The organism is Saccharopolyspora gloriosae (assembly GCF_022828475.1).
GTDB classification, from domain to species: domain Bacteria; phylum Actinomycetota; class Actinomycetes; order Mycobacteriales; family Pseudonocardiaceae; genus Saccharopolyspora_C; species Saccharopolyspora_C gloriosae_A.
This window is the reverse complement of the sequence record NZ_CP059557.1, coordinates 639,563-658,115: the sequence shown is the minus strand read 5'-3', so window position 1 is coordinate 658,115 and position 18,553 is coordinate 639,563. Positions and strand designations below refer to the sequence as shown.

Below are 18,553 nucleotides of genomic sequence, written 5' to 3'. Positions count from 1 at the left end.
TGGTTATCGCCCCGGATCGTGGTGTTCGCGGCCGCACGCTCACATCGATCACCCGCCTGCCGTTTACCGGCGGAGGCGGATTCGCGAAGGGGACGATCAATGACTCATCCGGCGAGCTACCTGCGGGTCGGCGCGTTGGCGCTGCTGTGGGGAGCCAGCTTCCTGCTGATCAAGGTGGCGCTGACCGCGCTGTCACCGGTGCAGATCGCGTTCACCCGCATCGCGCTCGGAGCGGCCGTGCTGGCGGTGCTGTGCGCGGTTCGCGGCATCCGGTTGCGCGGCGATCGGCGGTTGTGGGCGCACGTCGCGGTGGCCGGGTTCTTCGCGAGCGCGCTGCCGTGGGTGCTGTTCGCCATCGGCGAGCGCACCGTGGACTCCGGGCTGGCCGGCGTGCTGAACGCGACGACTCCGCTGTGGACGATCCTGTTCGGCTACCTGGCGGGCACCCAGCGGGAGCTGTCGCCGCGGATGCTGGCCGGGCTGGCCGTCGGATTCGGCGGCGTGCTGCTGATCATGGCGCCGTGGCACGGCGCGGCGGGCGGGATCGGCCTGGTGGCGTGCATCGGCGCGACCGCCAGCTACGGGATCGGCTACGTGCACATCGGCCGGAACTTGACCGGTGCCCGCGACGGGAGGCCCGCGCCCGCTCCGCTGACGATGGCGGCCATGCAGCTCACCGCCGCCACCGGCCTCGCGGCCTTCGCACTGCCCCTGGACGGGTTCCCGCCGGTGCACTTCGACCTGGTCCCGCTGCTGGCGGTCGCGGCGCTCGGCGTGTTCGGCACCGGAGTGGGCTTCGCCCTGAACTACCGCCTCATCGCCGACGAAGGTCCCACGGCCGCCGCGACCGTCACCTACCTGATGCCGATCGTCTCGGTGCTGCTCGGCGCGCTCGTCCTCGACGAGCAGATCGGTATCCGAGCGGTCCTGGGCATCGCCCTGGTGCTCACCGGCGTGGCGCTGAGCAGAAAGCCCCGAGCCCCTCGCATCACCGGCGCCCGGACCTACACCGACCTCGCCATCAACCACCCCATGAAGTGATCCTCAGACCAACCGGCGATCAGTGGCCCAACGGGAGAGCTCGTACCTGTTGGACAGCTGGGACTTCCGCAGCACGCTGGACACGTGGGTCTCGACGGTCTTCACCGAGATGAACAGTTCCGACGCGATCTCCTTGTACGCGTAGCCGCGCGCCAGCAGTCGCAGCACGTCCCGTTCGCGCGGGGTGAGCAGGTCGAGCTCCGGGTCGCCGATGGGCGCGGAGTTCGGCCCCTGGGAGAAGGCGTCGAGCACGAATCCGGCGAGCCGCGGGGAGAACACCGGGTCGCCCGCCGCGACCTGGCACACCGCGTCGGCCAGCTCCCGCCCGGAGATCGTCTTGGTGACGTAGCCGCGCGCGCCGCCGCGGATCACGGCGATGACGTCTTCGGCGGCGTCGGAGACCGACAGCGCCAGGAACACCACGTCGGGGTGCTCGCCCCGGACCCGGCGCAGCACTTCGGCGCCGCCGCCGTCGGGCATGTGCACGTCGAGCAGCACGACCTCCGGCTCGTAATGGGCGATTCCCGCGACGGCCTCCCCGACGGAACCGGCCTCTCCCACGACTTCGACCTGGTCGGGGGCGATGGCGAGTTCGGCGCGCACTCCGGATCGGAACAGCGCGTGGTCGTCGACGAGGAACACGCGCACCGGGGACCGGTCCGTTTCGTCGCTGGTCATGAGTCCTCCTCCGTCGACCACCCGTGCGGTCGGCTCATCAGCTGGTCTTCCTCGGCATGTCCATCTGCACTTCGGTGCCCGAACCGGGCGAGGTCTTGATCCGGACGGAGCCGCCGTTGCGCTCCATCCTCCCCTTGATCGAGTCGGCGAGCCCGTGGCGGTCGCCGGACACCTGCTCCGGGTCGAATCCGGCGCCGCGGTCCCGCACGAAGATCGACACCTGCTCGGGTTCGACTTCCGCGTAGACGCTGACCTCGCTCACCCCGGCGTGCTTCGCCGCGTTCACCACGGCCTCCCTGGCGGCGGCGAGCGCGGCGGTGAGCGGCTCGTCGAGTTCGCAGTCCCCGACGACCACCTGCTGCACGGTGATCGCGAAAGCGTCCTCCACCTCACCGCAGGCCCGCGTGAGCTGCGCGGACAGCGTCTGCGGCGGTTTCTCCCCCGGCTGCGTCCGAGGCTCCTGCTCACCGTCGGCGCGGCCGTAGCCGTCGGGGCCGTAGAGCCAGGTCCGCAGTTCGCGTTCCTGCCCGCGGGCCAGCCTGCGGACCTCGCGCTCCGAGCCGGCCTGCTTCTGGATCAGCGCCAACGTCTGCAGCACCGAGTCGTGCAGATGCGCGGCGATCTCGGCGCGTTCCTGCGAGCGGACGCGACCGGCGCGCTCCACGTCCAAGTCCCGCATCAGCCGCATCCACCACGGCACCGTGAGCACCGCGGCGCCGATCAGCGCGGTGATCGTGGACAGCATCGCGAACTGCAGGTCGCTGACGGTGGCGTTGCCCGCCAAGAACACCACCGCGCCGATCACCACGAGTGCGGCGCCGGAGATGATCCGCACCAGCGCGGCCCGCCCACCGCCGCCGAGGACGGCTCCGGTCATCCCGGAGCGGGCGCCTTCCCGCCATCGCCGCCGCTGCGATTCGTCCGCTTCCCGCCACACCACCGCCGCGCCGACGAGAGCGACGCCGAGCGGGCCGGTCAACCAGGCGGGCAGGATGCCGAGCAGTCCGACGGCGACCGCCAAACCCAGGCCCAGGATGATCAGCCCAAGGCCTTGCTGGCGTTCACGATCGGTGACGGGCGGTTCGGCACCGGCGCTCTGCGGCACGAGGACCCACAGCAGCCCGTAGGCGAACACGCCGGCGCCGCCGAAAGCGGCGAGCACCGCGAACGTCGCCCGCACGCTCAGCACCGACACGCCCAGGTGGTCGGCGATCCCGCCGCAGACACCCGACACCAGCCGTCCGCCGCGGCGGCGGTACAGCTTCGGATGGTTCTCACCGGCCGTCGAGTGCGGACCGTGCACCACATGCCCGTGCGGCAACGTCGGGGCTTCCGGCGCGGCACCCGGATGCTGCGGTGGGGCCGACGGTGCGGGGCCGTGCGGAGCGGTGGTCGCAGCGGTCCGCGACCTGCGGTGCGCGCGATCATGTTCGCGTTGGGACCGGGTTCTCACAACGGTGATGGTCACACGCGCGCAAGATCAGGTGCATCGGGGAATTCCCAGGGCATTCGGGGCGGCTCTCAGGGGCGTCCCCGATGCGTCCGGTCGCGCGCCACCTCGATAGTGAGTGGCATGAACGGGAACGACAACGTCGGCGACACCCTGCGCGAGATGTGGGAGACCCGGCCGGCACGTCCTCGGGAGGGCCGCAAGCTCACCGGAGTCAGCGCCGCGATCGGCCGGCGCTACGGCATCGATCCGGTGCTGGTGCGGGTGGCGTTCGTGGTGGCTACCGTCCCCGGCGGCGGTGGCCTGGCGCTGTACCTGGCGCTGTGGGGAGTGCTGCCGAACGCGGAGCCGTCCGACGACCGGCACCGGCTCCGCCTGCTGGTGGGGCTGACGCTGCTGGTGACGATCGGCATCCCCACCGCGCTGGCCATGCTCTACCCGCACGGCTGGCTGGTGTTCGGGGCGGCCATCGGCGGCCTGTACCTGCTGCACCGCAACCATCGCGCTCCGGCGGCCGTCGCCACCGCACCGCCCGCGGCGGCACCGGTCGGCGAGAACACCTGGGTGTACCCGAGCTCCACGGCGCGAACCGAGCCGCCGAGCTGGGATCCGCTGGGCGCCGCACCGTTCGCGTGGGACCTGCCCGAACCGCCGAACGAAGAATCCGGGCCGCCGCAGGAGAAGCGTGCGTGGATCGGCTGGCTGACGGTGGGCGCAGCCGTGCTCGCTTCCGCGGTGGCTCTGACGTTCAGCGGCGTGACCGCTGCGTTCGCCGTGGCGCTGGGGGTGCTCGGCGTCGGCATGGTGGCGGGCGCGTTCTTGCGCGGCAGCCGGATGCTGATCGCGTTCGCGCTGCCCATCGGCGCGTTGGCGATGCTGCTGAACGTGACGGAGGAGGACCACGGTTCGTCTGAGCGGCAGTGGGGAACGCCGCGCACTCAGGAGATCGTCGCGAACACTTCGACCGCGTTGCAGGAGACCTACCCGTACATCCCGAACGGCACGTTCACCTTGGATCTGCGGCAGTTGCGGCTCACCGGCGAGGAGCGGGTCGAGACCAGCGCGAGCGTCGGCAACGGCCGGGTGACGGTGCTGCTGCCTCCCGGCCTGGACGCGACCGCGACCTGCTCCACGGACCGCGGCACCGTGGACTGCCTGGGCAACCGGCAATCAGGCGGCGACCACAGCTGGATGGAGATCAACGACGACGGGGTCGACGGCCCCGGCGGCGGACACCTGGCCCTCGACCTGTCCGCCGACAACGGCAGCGTGGAGGTGCGCCGTGGCTGAGAACGCCCGCAACGAAGCACGACCGGCCGACGGCCCGGACACCGCGCTGCTGGTGGCGGGAGCCCTCGCGCTGATCATCTCGGGTTCGGTGCTGTTCGGCGGCTCGAACGACTTCTGGATCGAATGGTCGTTGGCGGGCGCGGCGGTGCTGGTGGGCATCTTCCTGCTGATCGCCTCGATGCGACGCCGCGACCACTGACGGTCTCGGACGGCCGGGCCGCCGGATCGGGTGGACCGGCACGCTCTACGCTGCCATCCGATGTCTGCCTCGACCGCAGTGCAGGCGAAGGGGGAGAAGCGGATGAGCGTGCCCGGCGGGCGGCCGACGCTGGAGGACGTGGCGGCTCGGGCGGGGGTGTCCCGCGCGACGGCGTCCCGAGTGATCAACGAGTCCCCGCGGGTGAGCCCCGAGGCGCGCGACCAGGTCGCGGCGGCGGTTCGCGACCTCGGCTACGTGCCGAACCGCGCGGCCCGCGCCCTGGTCACCCGTCGCACCGGCGCGGTCGCGCTGGTGCTCTCGGAACCGGAGAACAAGTTCTTCGACGACCCGTTCTTCGCCTCCACGGTCCGCATCGTCTCCCAGCACCTGTCCGCTGGGGACAGCCAGATGGTGCTGCTGATGGTGCACCGGCCGGATGATCACGCACGGATCGCCCGCTACCTGGCGGCCGGGCACGTCGACGGCGCGCTGGTGCTCGCCCCGCACCGGGACGATCCGCTGCCGGAGGCGGTGCGGGAGCTGCCGCTGCCGGTGGTGTTCGGCGGCAGGCCGTGGATCTCCGAGCGGGGCCTGCACCTGGTCGACCACGACAACGTCGGCGGCGGCAGGCAGGCGACCGAGCATCTGTTGTCGCTGGGCAGGCGCAGGATCGTGACCGTCGCCGGTCCGCAGGACGAGTACGCGGGCCTGGAGCGGCTCCAGGGCTGGCGGGAGGCGACCGGCGCGGACGAGGCGGCGACGGCGCTGCGCGCGGAGCCCGGCGGCTTCACCGAGCAGGGCGGCGAGCGGGCCATGGCGGCCCTGTTGCGGCGGGTCCCGGACCTGGACGCGGTGTTCGTGGCCAACGACCTGATGGCGGTGGGCGCGCTGCGGGCGTTGCGCGCGGCCGGGCGGCGGGTTCCGGACGACGTGGCGGTCGTCGGGTTCGACGACCAGCCCGCGATCGCGCCGCACACCGCTCCCCCGCTCACGACGATCCGGCAGGATCCGGCGCTGCGCACGGTGCACATGGTCGAGTTGATGCGCCGGTTGATCGCGGGCGAACCGGTCACGCCGGGCCGGGAGATCCTGCCTGTGGAGCTCGTCCGGCGAGACTCCGCATGATCTTTTCGGGGGGAGAATTCGGCCGTGCCTTTTTACCGGGAACCGGCGAATGGAGATCATCGAATCGGGCATTCGAATCCACCCGAACAGGCAGGCCGCTCGTGCAATAATGGCAAAAACGGCGATAACCGATTCGTCGAATCGCACAACCGGGTTCCGATGCCCGTCCAATAGCGGCCGATCGGCGTAATCAGCCCCGGACTGCATCGATATAGCCTTTACCGGAACGTTTCAGGTGAGCAGCCTGTTCCGTTGAGAGCGCTCTCACCCTTCAACGTCCCCCGCGAAGGAGAATTTCGTGTCCCGAACCGGTTTCAAGGCGGCAGGCACCACGCTCGCCGCGCTTTGCCTGTTCCCGTTCGCCACCGCCTCCGCCGGCACCGCACCTGCCGCTCTCGCCCCGCAGCCGAAGGCGGAGGTGTTCTTCGACGACTTCTCCGGTGCCGAGCTCGACGAGTCCAAGTGGAAGGTCGAGGTCACCGGGGAGAACTTCGGCACGGTCAACCAGGAGCAGCAGGCGTACGTCGACTCCCCCGAGACGATCTACATCGATCACGACGACGCGACGACCGGCGCCACCAACGGTGCGCTGGCCCTGCACGCTCGCAGCACCCCCGGATTCCAGGCTCCCGACGGGAACACCTACGACTTCCAGTCGGGCCGGGTCAACACGCAGGACAAGTTCGAGTTCACCCACGGCAGCTACTCGGCGCGGCTGAAGCTGCCCGAGGGCGGCACCAGCCAGGGCCTGTGGCCCGCCTGGTGGTCGCTGGGCGCGAACATGGACGAGGTGGGCTGGCCGCAGAACGGCGAAGTCGACATCATGGAAAGCGTCGGCGAGCCGTGGACCAGCGTCGCCCTGCACGGTCCCGAGTACCACGGCGACACCCCGATCGCCGGTCAGCAACAGTTCGAAGGAATGGACCCCGCGGACTGGCACACCTACAAGGTGGACTGGACGACCGACGGATTCGTCTTCTCCGTCGACGACAAGCAGATCTACGAGATCACCCGAGCCGAAATGGAGCAGAACGGCTGGACTTGGGTCTACGACGACCCGCAGTTCATGATTCTGAACTTCGCGACCGGCGGCCAGTTCCCGAACGGCGTCAACGGCGTGACCGAACCCTATTTCGGACTGCCGCAAGAATCGGTTGACAAGATCAAGGCGGGCAATGCCCGTTACCTCATCGACTGGGTTCGCGTCGAACAGTGATTCCCGATCACGTGCGTCGTGATCCGCGCCCACGACGCCCGTGACCCGGGTGGAGGCGTAGCCCCGGTGCGCATCCCGCACCGCGGGCCACGCCCCCGAATTCTGGAAAGTCCCCTCCGGATGGCCTGTGCGGGTGTCCGGGTGGCGGAACCTCACCGGCTCCGCCGCTGACGAGGCGACGACCGAACCCCGGTCGCCGGCTGCCGTCGGAAGTGAACGGACCGTTCGTCCAAGCTGATTGGACGAACGGTCCGTTCACTCATGCCCCCGAAGACGCGGAACGGCCCGCGCGATGGTTCGCCCGGGCCGTTCGCTTCACTTCCGGAGCCTGATCACTCCCACTCGATGGTGCCCGGCGGCTTCGACGTGACGTCGAGCGTGACCCGGTTGACCTCGGCGACCTCGTTCGTGATGCGCGTGGAGATCCGCTCCAGCACGTCGTAGGGCAGCCGCGTCCAGTCCGCCGTCATGGCGTCTTCGCTGGACACCGGCCGCAGCACGACCGGGTGCCCGTAGGTGCGTCCATCGCCCTGCACACCCACCGAGCGCACGTCGGCCAGCAGCACCACCGGGCACTGCCAGATGTCGCGGTCCAGCCCGGCCGCGGTGAGTTCTTCGCGCGCGATGGCGTCGGCGGCGCGCAGCGTCGTCAACCGGTCCGCCGTGACCTCGCCGATGATCCGGATGCCGAGGCCCGGCCCGGGGAACGGCTGCCGGTGCACGATCGTCTCCGGCAGGCCCAGCTCCAGGCCGACCCGGCGCACCTCGTCCTTGAACAGCGCCCGCAGCGGCTCCACCAGCTGGAACTGGAGGTCGTCGGGCAGTCCGCCGACGTTGTGGTGGCTCTTGATGTTGGCCGCGCCGGTGCCGCCGCCGGACTCCACGACGTCCGGGTAGAGCGTGCCCTGCACCAGGAAGTCCACGTCGCCGTCGGACTCGGAGACCAGGTCCCGCGCCGCCTGCTCGAAGCTGCGGATGAACTCCCGGCCGATGATCTTGCGCTTCTCCTCGGGATCGGTGACCCCGGCCAGCGCGCCGAGGAACTGGTCCACGGCGTCCACCGTCACCAGCTTCACCCCGGTGGCCGCGACGAAGTCCCGCTCCACCTGGCCGCGCTCTCCCGCGCGCAGCAGCCCGTGATCCACGAACACGCAGGTCAGCTGCTCACCGATGGCCCGCTGCACCAGCGCACCGGCCACCGCCGAGTCCACGCCACCGGACAGCCCGCAGATCGCCCTCCGATCGCCGACCTGAGCTCGGATCGCCTCGACCGTGTCGTCCACGATCGACGAAGTGGTCCACTGCGGCTTGATGCCCGCGATCTCGTGCAGGAACCGGCGCAGCACCTCCTGGCCGTGCGGGGAGTGCACTACCTCCGGGTGGTACTGCACGCCCGCGAGCCGGCGCCGCCGGTCCTCGTAGGCCGCGACCGGAGTGTCCTTGCTGCCCGCGGTGACGGTGAAGCCCTCCGGGGCCTTGCTCACCGAGTCGCCGTGGCTCATCCACACCGGATGGTGCGCGGGCAGGTCCTGGTGCAGCGCGCCGCCGTCGCCGGTGATCTCCAGTTCGGTGCGGCCGTACTCCCGGGTGCCGGTGTGCTCCACGGTGCCGCCGAGCGCCGAGGTCATGACCTGGAAGCCGTAGCAGATGCCGAACACCGGCACCCCCGCCTCGAACAGCGCCGGATCGATCTGCGGCGCGTCCTCGGCGTACACGCTCGCCGGGCCGCCGGAGAGGACCAAGGCGGCCGGGTCGCGCCGGACGATCTCCTCGACGGGTGTGTCGTGCGGAACGACTTCGGAGTAGATCTGCGTCTCGCGGACGCGGCGAGCGATCAGCTGCGCGTACTGGGCGCCGTAGTCGACGACGAGCACAGGCCCTTTCCCCTCGCGCGGCGGACCCGATGCCGGGGACTGTTCAGGGCTGTTGGCGATACCGGACACGTCGTCGAAACCTCCAGGCGGATGCGTGCGCTGCACCCATCATCCCAGCTAGCCCGCACCACCCGGCCAGCGGCTCCGCCCGCGACCGCGGTCGACCGGGGCCGCCCGGCGATCACACCAGCGGCAGCCGCAGCGCCGCGGGAGCGTCGGCGGGCACCGCCGGGCTCTTCGGCGCCACCGGGTCCATCCGCCGATAGCCCTCCGCCTGCGGGGCACGCCCGTCCGGCTCCCCCTTGTTCGGCCACATCGAGAACGCCCGCTCCGCCTGCGCGGTGATCGTCAGCGACGGGTTCACCCCGAGGTTCGCGGTGATCGCCGAGCCGTCCACGATCGACAGCGTCGGATGCCCGTAAGCCCGGTGGTACGGGTCGATGACCCCGTGCTCGGCGTCCGCCGCGATGGCGCAGCCTCCGATGAAGTGCGCGGTCATCGGCATGTCGATCAGCTCGCCCCAGGTGCCGCCCGCGGTGCCGCCGATCTTCTCGGCGACCCGCTCGTTGGCCTCCTCACCTGCGGGGATGAAGCTGGGGTTGGGCGCCCCGTGGCCTTGGCGGGAGGTGAGCCGGGAGCCGAACAGGCCGCGCTTGACGCGGGTGATCAGCGAGTTGTCCAGGCTCTGCATCACCAGCAGGATGATCGTGCGCTCGCTCCAGTTGCGCACGATCGCCATCTTCAACGCCTTCACCGGGTCGTTGCGCACGAACCGCAGCCACTGCTTCCACCGCGGGTCCGGCTGGCCGCCCTTGGTGGGGAAGGTCTGCAGCAGCCCCATCGCGTTGCTGCCCTTGCCGTAGCGGACGGGTTCGATGTGGGTGTCCTCGTCCGGGTGGAACGACGAGGTGATCGCGACTCCGCTGGAGTAGTTCTGCTCGCCCACCTCGCTGACCTGCGCCCCGATGATCGCTTCGGAGTTGGTCCGGGTCAGCTCGCCCAGCTTCGCCGACAGCCGGGGCAGGTCGCCGCGGTTCCGCGCCCGGTGCAGCAGGTTCTGGGTGCCCCAGGTTCCGGCGGCCACGACGACCTGGTCGGCGGTGAACACGGAGCTGCCGAACGCCGTTTTCGCCCCGGTCCGCCGGGTCCCGATCCGCCAGCGCCCGTCATCGCCCTCGGCGAGCCGGTGCACGGTGGTCATCGGGAACACTTCGGCACTACCGGCCTCCGCGAGGTGCAGATAGTTCTTGACCAGGGTGTTCTTCGCCCCGACCCGGCATCCGGTCATGCACGCGCCGCATTCGGTGCAGCCGGTGCGGGACGGCCCGGCGCCGCCGAAGTACGGGTCGGCGACCGTTTCGCCCGGCTTGCCGAAGTGCACGCCCACCGGGGTCGGGTGGTAGCTGTCGTCGACGCCCATGTCGGCGGCGACCTGCTTCATCACCACGTCCGACGGCGTGGTCGTCGGGTTCGTGACCACGCCGAGCATCCGGCTCGCCTGGTCGTAGTGCGGGGAGAGCTCGGTCTCCCAGTCGGTGATGTGCGCCCACTGCGAGTCGTTGTAGAACGGCTTCAGCGGCCGGTACAGCGTGTTCGCGTACACCAGCGAGCCGCCGCCGACACCCGATCCGGCCAGGATCAGGCAGTCCCGCAGCAGGTGGATGCGCTGGATGCCGTAGCAGCCGATCTGCGGCGCCCACAGGAATCGGCGCAGGTCCCAGGAGGTCTTCGCGAACTCGTCGTCGCTGAAGCGCCGCCCGGCCTCCAGCACCGCCACCCGGTAGCCCTTCTCGGTGAGCCGGAGCGCGGCGACGCTGCCGCCGAAGCCGGAACCGATCACAACGACGTCGTAGTGGCGGGAAGCACCGTTGCTGGAAGCCATGTCGGACACATTAACCATCATTACTCGCGGGTAGCTAGTGCTTTCCGCTACTCCACCCGGCGGATTCCCGCCAACGAGCACCTCACCGAGCCCCACCGAACCTCGCGTGAGCGACCTTTGATCTTCGCCTTCCAACGGCGAAGCCGCTGGCAGCGACCACCCGAGCAAAAGGACTACCGGCGGGTTCTCAGTTGCTTCCTCGCGAGGACAGCATTTTCCCTCGCGGCGGAGCCACTTGGGAAAATGACCCCGCAGCGAGGAAGCAACTGAGGTTCCGCTGAACGACCCACAGCGCAGATCACCGCGATAGGAAGGCTCATCGCCGCAGCGTCAGGCCGACCTTCTGGAATTCCTTGAGCTCCGAGTACCCCGTCTTCGCCATCGACCGGCGCAGGCCGCCGAACAGGTTGACCGTGCCGAACGGGTCGCTGCTCGGCCCGAACAGCAGCGTCTCCAGGTCGGCGCCGGCGCCGGTGAAGCCGACGATCTCGCTGCGCGGCAGGCTCGGGTGCGCGGCGGCGGCCGTCCAGTAGTAGCCCTGCCCCGGGGCCTCTTCCGCCTCGGTCAGCGCCTCGCCGAGCATCACCGCGTCCGCCCCGCAGGCGATCGCCTTCGCGATGTCGCCCGAGTAGGACAGCGCGCCGTCGGCGAGCACGTGCACGTAGCGGCCGCCGGTCTCGTCGAGGTAGTCGCGGCGCGCGGCGGCCGCATCGGCGATGGCGGTGGCCATCGGCACCCCGATGCCCAGCACCTGCGTGGTCGTCGCGGAACGGGACTGCCCGAATCCGACGATCACCCCGGCGGCTCCGGTGCGCATCAGGTGCATCGCGGTGCGGTAGTCGCCGACGCCGCCCGCGATCACCGGCACGTCGAGGTCCGCGATGAACCGCTTCAAGTTCAGCGGCTCCCCGTCCCGCGCGACGTGCTCGGCCGAGACGATGGTGCCCTGCACCATCAGCACCTCCACCCCGGCGGCCAGCAGGTCCGGAGTGAGCTCCTCGGCGTGCTGCGGGCTGACCCGCGCGGCGACCGTGACCCCGGAGTCCTTGATCTCCTTGATCGACTGCACGAGCAGGTCGTGCCGGATCGGAGCCGCGTGCAGCTCCTGCAGCAGGCTGATCGCGGCGCCCGGGTCCTCGTTCTCCTCGGCGGTGCGCACCACCTCGAGCAGCCGCTCTTCGACGTTGGAGTGCCGCGCCCACAGCCCTTCGGCGTTGAGCACGCCCAAGCCGCCGAGCTCACCGACGCGGATCGCCGTCGCCGGCGACACCACGGCGTCCGTCGGGTGCGTCACCAGCGGAATGTCGAACCGGTAGGCGTCGATCTGCCAGGCCAGCGACACGTCCTGCGACGAACGGGTCCGCCGAGACGGGACGATCTCGATGTCCTCCAGGTCGTACCCCCGCATGGCCGTCCGGCCCATGCCGATCTCAACCAGATCCCGCACGTCAAGTCCTCCCTACCAGCGCACAACACTCCAACGGAGCATTGTCTCTACTTCGCTCCCGCACCTCGCATCCGCCCCGGTCTTTTCGACTCGGGCGTCCGGACCGCGCAACGACGACCGGCCGGTCGAGCGGAGCTCAGTCCTGCGGGCTCAGTCCTGCCACGGCCAGCCGGAACAGCCGGTCGGCTTCGGCTGCGGCATCCGCGCGGTGTTCGACGGCCAGCACGATGCCGACGATCAGCGTGATCAGGTCGGTGAGGACGACGTCCGGCCGCACCGCCCCGGCTCGCACGGCGCGCTCCAGCAACGGCGCTCCCGCTTCCTCCAGCACAGCGGCGCAGGAGTTGCCTTCGACCGGGTCGGTTTCAAGGCTCTCGTAGGACAGCGCGGCCGCCAGCCCGCGGACGGTGGCGCAGTAGGCGACCACCTCGCCCAGCCAGCTCAGCAGCGCGTCGCGGCCGTCGACCGCGCCGGTCAGTTCGGCGGCGCGAGTGCTCAGCGCCTCGATGCGGCGGTGGGACACCGCTTCCAGCAGGGCGCGGCGAGTGGGGAAGTGCCTGCGCACGGTGGCTGATCCGACTCCGGCGGTGCGGGCGATCTGCTCCAGGGAGGCCTCGGCACCGCGGGCGGCGACCTCCTCTTCCGCCACGGTGAGGATGCGGGCGTGGTTGCGCCGGGCGTCCGAGCGCTGCGCGCCGGCCATGGCGTCACCTCCTGCTGCACAAAACGGCGGGGTCCGCCGTATCGTACGGTAAGGTAAACGGCGGACCCCGCCGTTTACGTCTCGAGGAGCAACATGCCCACGAACTCCGCACCCGTCCTGGTCTCCGGCGCCACCGGCAGGCAGGGCGGCGCCACCGCCCAGGCCTTGCTCGCCGCCGGTGTGCCCGTCCGCGCCCTGGTGCGCGATCCCGCGACCGAACGCGCCGCCGCGATCCGCGCACTCGGCGCCGAGCTGGTCACCGGAGACCTCCGCGACCCCGAATCCCTCACCTCGGCGGTCGACGGCGCCCGCGCCGTCTTCTCCGTGCAGATGCCCGAATTCACCGAGGACGGATTCGACTTCGCGGGCGAGATCACCCAAGGCACCAACCTCATCAAGGCGGCGCGAGCCGCCGGAGTGCCGCAGTTCGTGCACACCTCGGTCAGCGGCGCCGGTCAGCACACCGAAGCCCCCGGCATGGCCGAGGGCCGCTGGAAGGTGGCGGACAGCCTGAACGCCAAGAGCACTATCCAGGACCGGGTCCGCGAAGCCGGTTTCCGCAGCTGGACGCTGCTCAAGCCGACGTTCTTCATGGCGAACTTCCTGCCCGCGATGGGATTCCTGTTCCCGCGCGGCACCGAAGGCGGCCTGGTCACCGTCGTCAACCCGGACACGCACCTGTCCCTGGTCGCGACGGCGGATATCGGTTCGGCCGCAGCGGCCGCGATCGCGGAACCGGAGCGGTTCCACGAGGTCGAGCTGGAACTGGCAGGCGACTTCCTGCCGATGAAACGGATCGCCGAAGTGCTCTCCGACGCGCTGGGCACCCAGCTGACAGCGCCCGACATGACCGAGGCCGAAGCGCGCGCCGCCGGAATGCCGGGCATGGGCGCCAGCCACGAGTACCTGAACGTGATCGGGCAGCCCGCCCGGCCCGAGTTCGCCACCGAGCTGGGCCTGCCCACCACCACGTTCGAGCAGTGGGCGGCGGAACACTTGCCCTCGGCCGCGTAACCGGGAGCAAGGGGCTCGGACACGATGTCCGAGCCCCACGCCTCACCGGGTCGTGTAGTTGGGCGCTTCCACGGTCATCGTGATGTCGTGCGGGTGCGACTCCTTGAGCCCCGCCGCCGTGATCCGCACCAGGTTCGCACGCTGCAACTCGGCCACGGTGGTCGAACCGGTGTAGCCCATCCCGGACCGCAGCCCGCCGACGAGCTGATCCACTACCTGCGACAGCGGCCCGCGGAACGGCACCCGCCCTTCGATGCCCTCCGGCACCAGCTTGTCCTCGGAGAGCACGTCGTCCTGGAAGTAGCGGTCCTTCGAGTACGACTTGGCCTGTCCGCGAGTCTGCATCGCACCGAGCGACCCCATGCCCCGGTAGACCTTGAACTGCTTGCCGTTGACCAGCACCAGGTCACCGGGCGATTCCGCGGTGCCCGCGAGCAGGCTGCCGAGCATGACGCTGCTGGCTCCGGCGGCGATCGCCTTCGGAATGTCCCCGGAGTACTGGATGCCGCCGTCCCCGATCAGCGGCACGCCGGCCGGGCGGCACGCCTGATCGGCTTCGTAGATCGCGCTGATCTGCGGGACCCCGACGCCGGCGACGACGCGGGTGGTGCAGATCGAGCCGGGGCCGACGCCGACCTTCACCGCGTCCGCTCCGGCGTCGACGAGCGCCTGCGCCCCGGCGCGGGTCGCGACGTTGCCGCCGATCACGTCGACGGAGTGGCCGAGTTCCTTCTTCAACGTGGCCACCGTGTCCACCACGGCGCGGGAGTGCCCGTGCGCGGTGTCCACGATCAGCACGTCCACCCCGGCGTCGACCAGCGCCATCGCCCGCTCGTGCGAGTCGGCGCCGACGCCGACGGCGGCGCCGCACAGCAGCCGGCCGTCCGGGTCCTTCGTGGCGTTCGGGTACTGCTCGGTCTTGACGAAGTCCTTCACCGTGATCAGCCCGCGGAGCTTGCCCGCGTTGTCCACGATCGGCAGCTTCTCCACCTTGTGCCTGCGCAGCAGGCCGAGCGCGGCTTCGGCGGTCACGCCGACCTGCGCGGTCACCAGCGGTGCGGGCGTCATGATCTCGCGCACGCGCCGGGTGTGGTCGGCTTCGAACCGCATGTCGCGGTTGGTGATGATGCCGACGAGGGTGCCGTCCGGATCGGTCACCGGGACCCCGGAGATCCGGAAGCGGGCGCACAACGCGTCCACCTCGCCCATGGTGTCCTCCGGCGAGCACGTCACCGGGTCGGTGACCATGCCCGCTTCGGACCGTTTCACGACCTCGGCCTGCGCGGCCTGCTCCTCGACGGACAGGTTGCGCTGCAGGATGCCGACACCGCCCTGGCGGGCCATGGCGATCGCCATCCGCGCCTCGGTGACGGTGTCCATGGCCGCCGACAGCAGCGGCACCCGAAGTCGCACGTTGCGCGACAGCTGCGTGCCCGTGTCGACGCCGCTGGGGATCACATCGGACTCATCCGGCAGCAGCAGCACGTCATCGAAGGTCAACCCGAGCGTCGCGAACTTCGCAGGGAATCCGGGGGCGGTCAGTTCGCTGGTCATGGCGAGGCGGTGTGCCTTCCTGCAAGCAACGGTGGGGTCACCGAAGGTTCCGGGCGGGGGCGCATCGGCGGTACCGGGCCACCGGAAACGCGGTTCGACGACGTCCCCGGCGCGAGCGGCAGGTGCGATTCCCCCATGATAGAGACCCGCTGGTCAGGGATGGTCAGCGGTGGGGTGACGCGCGTACGCGCCCGCGCGAGCGCCCCGACCGGAAGTGCAGGTCGTGGTGGGCGGTACCGTGCCGTGCGTGTCGCACGATCCGCTGCCCCCAGACCCGTTCGCGGGCGACCCGGACGATCCGAGCAGAGAGCTCGGCGACCAGGACCCCGAGTTCGGCCCGCCGCTAGGCGAGGACGAACGAGCCGAACTCCTCTCCGACCTCACCGACCTCGCGGTCTACCAGGCGTTGCTGGAGCCGCGTGGCGTCCGCGGCATCGTCGTGGACTGCACCGATTGCGGCGAGCCGCACTACCACGACTGGGAGCTGCTGCGTTCCAGCTTGGAGCAGCTGCTGCACGACGGTCGGATGCGTCCGCACGAGCCGGCGTTCTCCCCGGACCCCAGCGACTACATGAGCTGGGAGTACTGCCGCGGCTTCGCCGACGGCGTCACCGAGACGGAGAACGAGAGCAGCCGCTGACCGAGGCTCGGCCGTTTCGGCGGTGACACCGCACGCAGGTGACCGCCGCTCGCCCACCGCGGTACTACGCACGCTCTGAGCGGAACGCGCTCGAATTCAGCACGATCAGGCGACCTTGTGCGCCGAAAAACGGATCCGCGCCCTGGTGGACGCGGATCCGGATCTCTCAGTTCGGCCGGGGGAACAGACCGCCGCCGTTGTGCGGGTCGGAGGTCGATCCGTCCGTGGTGCCGCTGGACGGCACGTCCGTGCTGCCGCTGGTCTCGCTGGGCTGCGTCGTCGGCTCCGTCGGTTCCTGCGAGGAACTCGGAGTGCTCGGCGACGTCGGCGTGGGCAGATCCGTCGGCGGCAACTGCGGGTTCGACGGCGGGGGCGGCTCGACGGTCGTCGTCGGCACGTGGTGCGAGCTCGACGTGGACTCCGAGGTGGACGGGTCGGACGGGTTCGCGCCCTCGAACTGCTCCCGCAGCGCCTTGTGCTGCGCTTGCAGTTCCGCCAACCGGTCGCCCGCGTCCTTCATGGTCTCGCGCGCGAGATCGAGCGAAGCCCGTGCATCACTGCGCTGACCCGATTTCCACTGCTTCTCGGCCTGGTCGAGCTGGCTCTGCGCCGCCGTCGCGGCCATCGTCTCCCGCGTGTGGTCGTTGTAGAGCACCTGCGCCACGCCCCACAACATGTCGCCGGGCATCGCGTCCCGCGCGGCCAAGCCGACACCGGTGAAACCGATCATCAGCACCGCCGCGGCCGAAGCCACCGGAACGAGGTGCCTGCGGCGGGATTTGCGCCGAGGACGACTGCCCGCGGCGATCGCCGCGATCGCGGCGTCGGTGTCCACGAGGTCACCGATCGGTGCCGCGTCGACCTCCCGTCGCCACGCGACCAGCAGCGATTCCAGCGCGGGGCCGGTGTCCGCGGAATCCGCGGGCACGCTCGGATTGGTGCCGCCGAGCGCGTCGAGCAACGCGTCGTCGGCCTGCAACTCGGAGAGGTTCAGGGGCTCCGCACCGACCTCGTCCGCGTCGATCAGGCCGGCGGCCGTGGCCTGCGCTGTGTCGTCGGCGGCGTCGGTCGCCAACGGACGCTGCCGGAAGTCCAGGACGGTGGCACCCGCGCTCGGTGCGCTCGCCGGTTCCACCTCGGGCTCGTCGCCGGAGCGCGCGGCTCGGATCGTCGGATCCTCGCCCGCGGCGTCTTTGGCTGCGCCGTCCGCCTGCGCGGCCGGTTCGTCGGACGTGGCCGAATCGGCCGAATGGCCGGTAGAGTGGTCCGCGGCGTCCGGTTCCGGGCCGTCAGCGATCCCGGCGGTGTTCGACCCGGTTGTCGCCGAAGTGGCGGAGTCGGACTCTCGATTGTCGATCAGCTCGGCTCCCTCGCCAGCGGCGGGCACGGCCGGAGAGTCCTCCGAAGCTCGCGTCTCGCCCGCACGGTCGTCCTGCCGGCCGGAATCGACGGGAGCGTCCGAGTCATGCTCCCTTTTCGGGGTGCGCTCAGGCTCTTCCCGCTCGACCATTCAGACCACCTCCTCCGCGGACAGCGTCTTGCGTAGCCGGGCCAGTGCGCGGTGCTGTGCCACCCGCACTGCTCCCGGAGTCGAACCGACCGCTTCGGCGGTTTCCTCCGCGGACAACCCGACGACCACCCGGAGCAGCAGAATCTCCCGCTGCTTGGCCGGGAGGACACGCAATAGCTGCGCCATCCTGCCCGAAAGCTCACCTTGCATGGCCCGCTGCTCCGGTCCAGCCTCGGACTCCGGAGTATCCGGAACGTCCGCCACCGGTTCGGAGCGGTTGCGAGCCGACGCACGATGCGCATCAGCCACCTTGTGTGCGGCGATGCCGTATACGAACGCCAGGAAAGGACGACCCTGGTCCCGGTAGCTGGGCAGCGCCGTCAACACGGCGAGGCACACTTCCTGGGCGACGTCATCCGCCGAAGCGAACGACCGTTCGTTTCGTCCTACCCTGGCGCGGCAATACCGCACCACCAAAGGACGGATTTCGGCCAGCAAGCGCTCGATCGACTGACGATCGCCGTCGACGGCGGCGCCTACAAGTGCGTCCAGCCCGTCCCCCACGTTGCTCATCGCAGACAGCAGCCCTGGTGTTACGCGTTCAAGCGATTCGGATTTGCCCGGCGAACATCACGTGCTCCGCACGCAGCGCCGAGGTCACCGTACCGGGCGAGGACAGTTCCCTGAACAGGGAGTGGGGGCCAGCGGCGGTCGTTGTCACGTAACCATAACTACCAGATATCCACCCGAGCATCGTCCGCCCAGTACGGAACTCGCACTGATCGACGGATGGTAGGGGCGGACGCGACGACCGCGATCGACTCCCGGCCCGACCTGGCCGGGTCATGAGACGTGTCCGCCGCCATGTCCCGATGCGGTGTCGCACCAGGCCATGACGACGGACACCGAAGTCCTGCCGACGCCGCCGAG

The 18,553-nt window shown here is 70.3% G+C and carries 16 protein-coding genes; 7 read left to right on the top strand and 9 right to left on the bottom strand.

Going from position 1 to position 18,553, the window contains the following annotated elements; genetic code table 11:
- Positions 1-99 precede the first annotated feature (99 nt).
- Positions 100-1,041: a DMT family transporter gene (locus H2Q94_RS02885; protein ID WP_243791703.1), complete on the top strand. Its 942-nt coding sequence runs from the start codon at positions 100-102 to the stop codon at positions 1,039-1,041.
- A 3-nt stretch (positions 1,042-1,044) separates the two neighbouring features.
- Here the strand turns inward: H2Q94_RS02885 and H2Q94_RS02880 are convergent, their stop codons facing one another.
- Together H2Q94_RS02880 and H2Q94_RS02875 are read right to left on the bottom strand one after the other, a co-directional pair.
- A complete protein-coding gene (locus H2Q94_RS02880) occupies positions 1,045-1,719 on the bottom strand; it encodes a response regulator (RefSeq protein WP_243791700.1) in 675 nt (224 codons plus the stop codon).
- A gap of 37 nt (positions 1,720-1,756) precedes the next feature.
- Positions 1,757-3,172, bottom strand: coding sequence for an ATP-binding protein (locus H2Q94_RS02875; RefSeq protein WP_397545415.1), 1,416 nt, complete (start codon positions 3,170-3,172; stop codon positions 1,757-1,759).
- A gap of 120 nt (positions 3,173-3,292) precedes the next feature.
- Between H2Q94_RS02875 and H2Q94_RS02870 the strand changes: the two genes are divergently transcribed.
- From H2Q94_RS02870 to H2Q94_RS02855, 4 genes are all read left to right on the top strand, one after another.
- A complete protein-coding gene (locus H2Q94_RS02870) occupies positions 3,293-4,459 on the top strand; it encodes a PspC domain-containing protein (protein WP_243791698.1) in 1,167 nt (388 codons plus the stop codon).
- Entirely contained in the window at positions 4,452-4,658 is a 207-nt protein-coding gene (locus tag H2Q94_RS02865; protein ID WP_243791696.1) for a hypothetical protein, read from the top strand. The genes H2Q94_RS02870 and H2Q94_RS02865 overlap by 8 nt, the downstream gene beginning before the upstream one ends.
- A gap of 102 nt (positions 4,659-4,760) precedes the next feature.
- Positions 4,761-5,783, top strand: coding sequence for a LacI family DNA-binding transcriptional regulator (locus H2Q94_RS02860; protein ID WP_475274534.1), 1,023 nt, complete (start codon positions 4,761-4,763; stop codon positions 5,781-5,783).
- Between the two features lie 298 nt (positions 5,784-6,081).
- Positions 6,082-6,999 carry a glycoside hydrolase family 16 protein gene (locus tag H2Q94_RS02855; protein ID WP_243791692.1) on the top strand — a complete coding sequence of 306 codons (918 nt, stop codon included), beginning with the start codon at positions 6,082-6,084 and terminating at the stop codon, positions 6,997-6,999.
- A gap of 332 nt (positions 7,000-7,331) precedes the next feature.
- Here the strand turns inward: H2Q94_RS02855 and guaA are convergent, their stop codons facing one another.
- The 4 genes from guaA to H2Q94_RS02835 all read right to left on the bottom strand — a co-directional run bounded on the left by guaA (position 7,332) and on the right by H2Q94_RS02835 (position 12,905).
- Positions 7,332-8,933 (bottom strand): glutamine-hydrolyzing GMP synthase, encoded by a 1,602-nt coding sequence (guaA, locus tag H2Q94_RS02850; protein ID WP_475274533.1) that lies wholly within the window; start codon positions 8,931-8,933, stop codon positions 7,332-7,334.
- A gap of 121 nt (positions 8,934-9,054) precedes the next feature.
- Positions 9,055-10,755 (bottom strand): FAD-dependent oxidoreductase, encoded by a 1,701-nt coding sequence (locus H2Q94_RS02845; RefSeq protein ID WP_243791689.1) that lies wholly within the window; start codon positions 10,753-10,755, stop codon positions 9,055-9,057.
- A 316-nt stretch (positions 10,756-11,071) separates the two neighbouring features.
- Entirely contained in the window at positions 11,072-12,202 is a 1,131-nt protein-coding gene (locus tag H2Q94_RS02840) for a GuaB3 family IMP dehydrogenase-related protein (protein WP_243791686.1), read from the bottom strand.
- A 136-nt stretch (positions 12,203-12,338) separates the two neighbouring features.
- Entirely contained in the window at positions 12,339-12,905 is a 567-nt protein-coding gene (locus H2Q94_RS02835) for a TetR/AcrR family transcriptional regulator (RefSeq protein WP_243791684.1), read from the bottom strand.
- Between the two features lie 93 nt (positions 12,906-12,998).
- Here H2Q94_RS02835 and H2Q94_RS02830 point away from each other — a divergent pair, with 93 nt between their 5' ends.
- Positions 12,999-13,919, top strand: coding sequence for an NmrA family NAD(P)-binding protein (locus tag H2Q94_RS02830; protein ID WP_243791681.1), 921 nt, complete (start codon positions 12,999-13,001; stop codon positions 13,917-13,919).
- A 42-nt stretch (positions 13,920-13,961) separates the two neighbouring features.
- Here the strand turns inward: H2Q94_RS02830 and guaB are convergent, their stop codons facing one another.
- Positions 13,962-15,473 carry an IMP dehydrogenase gene (gene guaB / locus H2Q94_RS02825; protein WP_243791679.1) on the bottom strand — a complete coding sequence of 504 codons (1,512 nt, stop codon included), beginning with the start codon at positions 15,471-15,473 and terminating at the stop codon, positions 13,962-13,964.
- A 238-nt stretch (positions 15,474-15,711) separates the two neighbouring features.
- On the opposite strand from guaB, the gene H2Q94_RS02820 reads away from it, so the two are divergent.
- Entirely contained in the window at positions 15,712-16,113 is a 402-nt protein-coding gene (locus tag H2Q94_RS02820; protein WP_243795492.1) for a DUF5319 domain-containing protein, read from the top strand.
- 166 nt (positions 16,114-16,279) lie between these two features.
- Here the strand turns inward: H2Q94_RS02820 and H2Q94_RS02815 are convergent, their stop codons facing one another.
- Together H2Q94_RS02815 and H2Q94_RS02810 are read right to left on the bottom strand one after the other, a co-directional pair.
- A complete protein-coding gene (locus tag H2Q94_RS02815) occupies positions 16,280-17,500 on the bottom strand; it encodes an anti-sigma-D factor RsdA (protein WP_243791677.1) in 1,221 nt (406 codons plus the stop codon).
- A 123-nt stretch (positions 17,501-17,623) separates the two neighbouring features.
- Positions 17,624-18,196 carry a sigma-70 family RNA polymerase sigma factor gene (locus tag H2Q94_RS02810; RefSeq protein WP_184483051.1) on the bottom strand — a complete coding sequence of 191 codons (573 nt, stop codon included), beginning with the start codon at positions 18,194-18,196 and terminating at the stop codon, positions 17,624-17,626.
- Between the last annotated feature and the right edge of the window lie 357 nt (positions 18,197-18,553).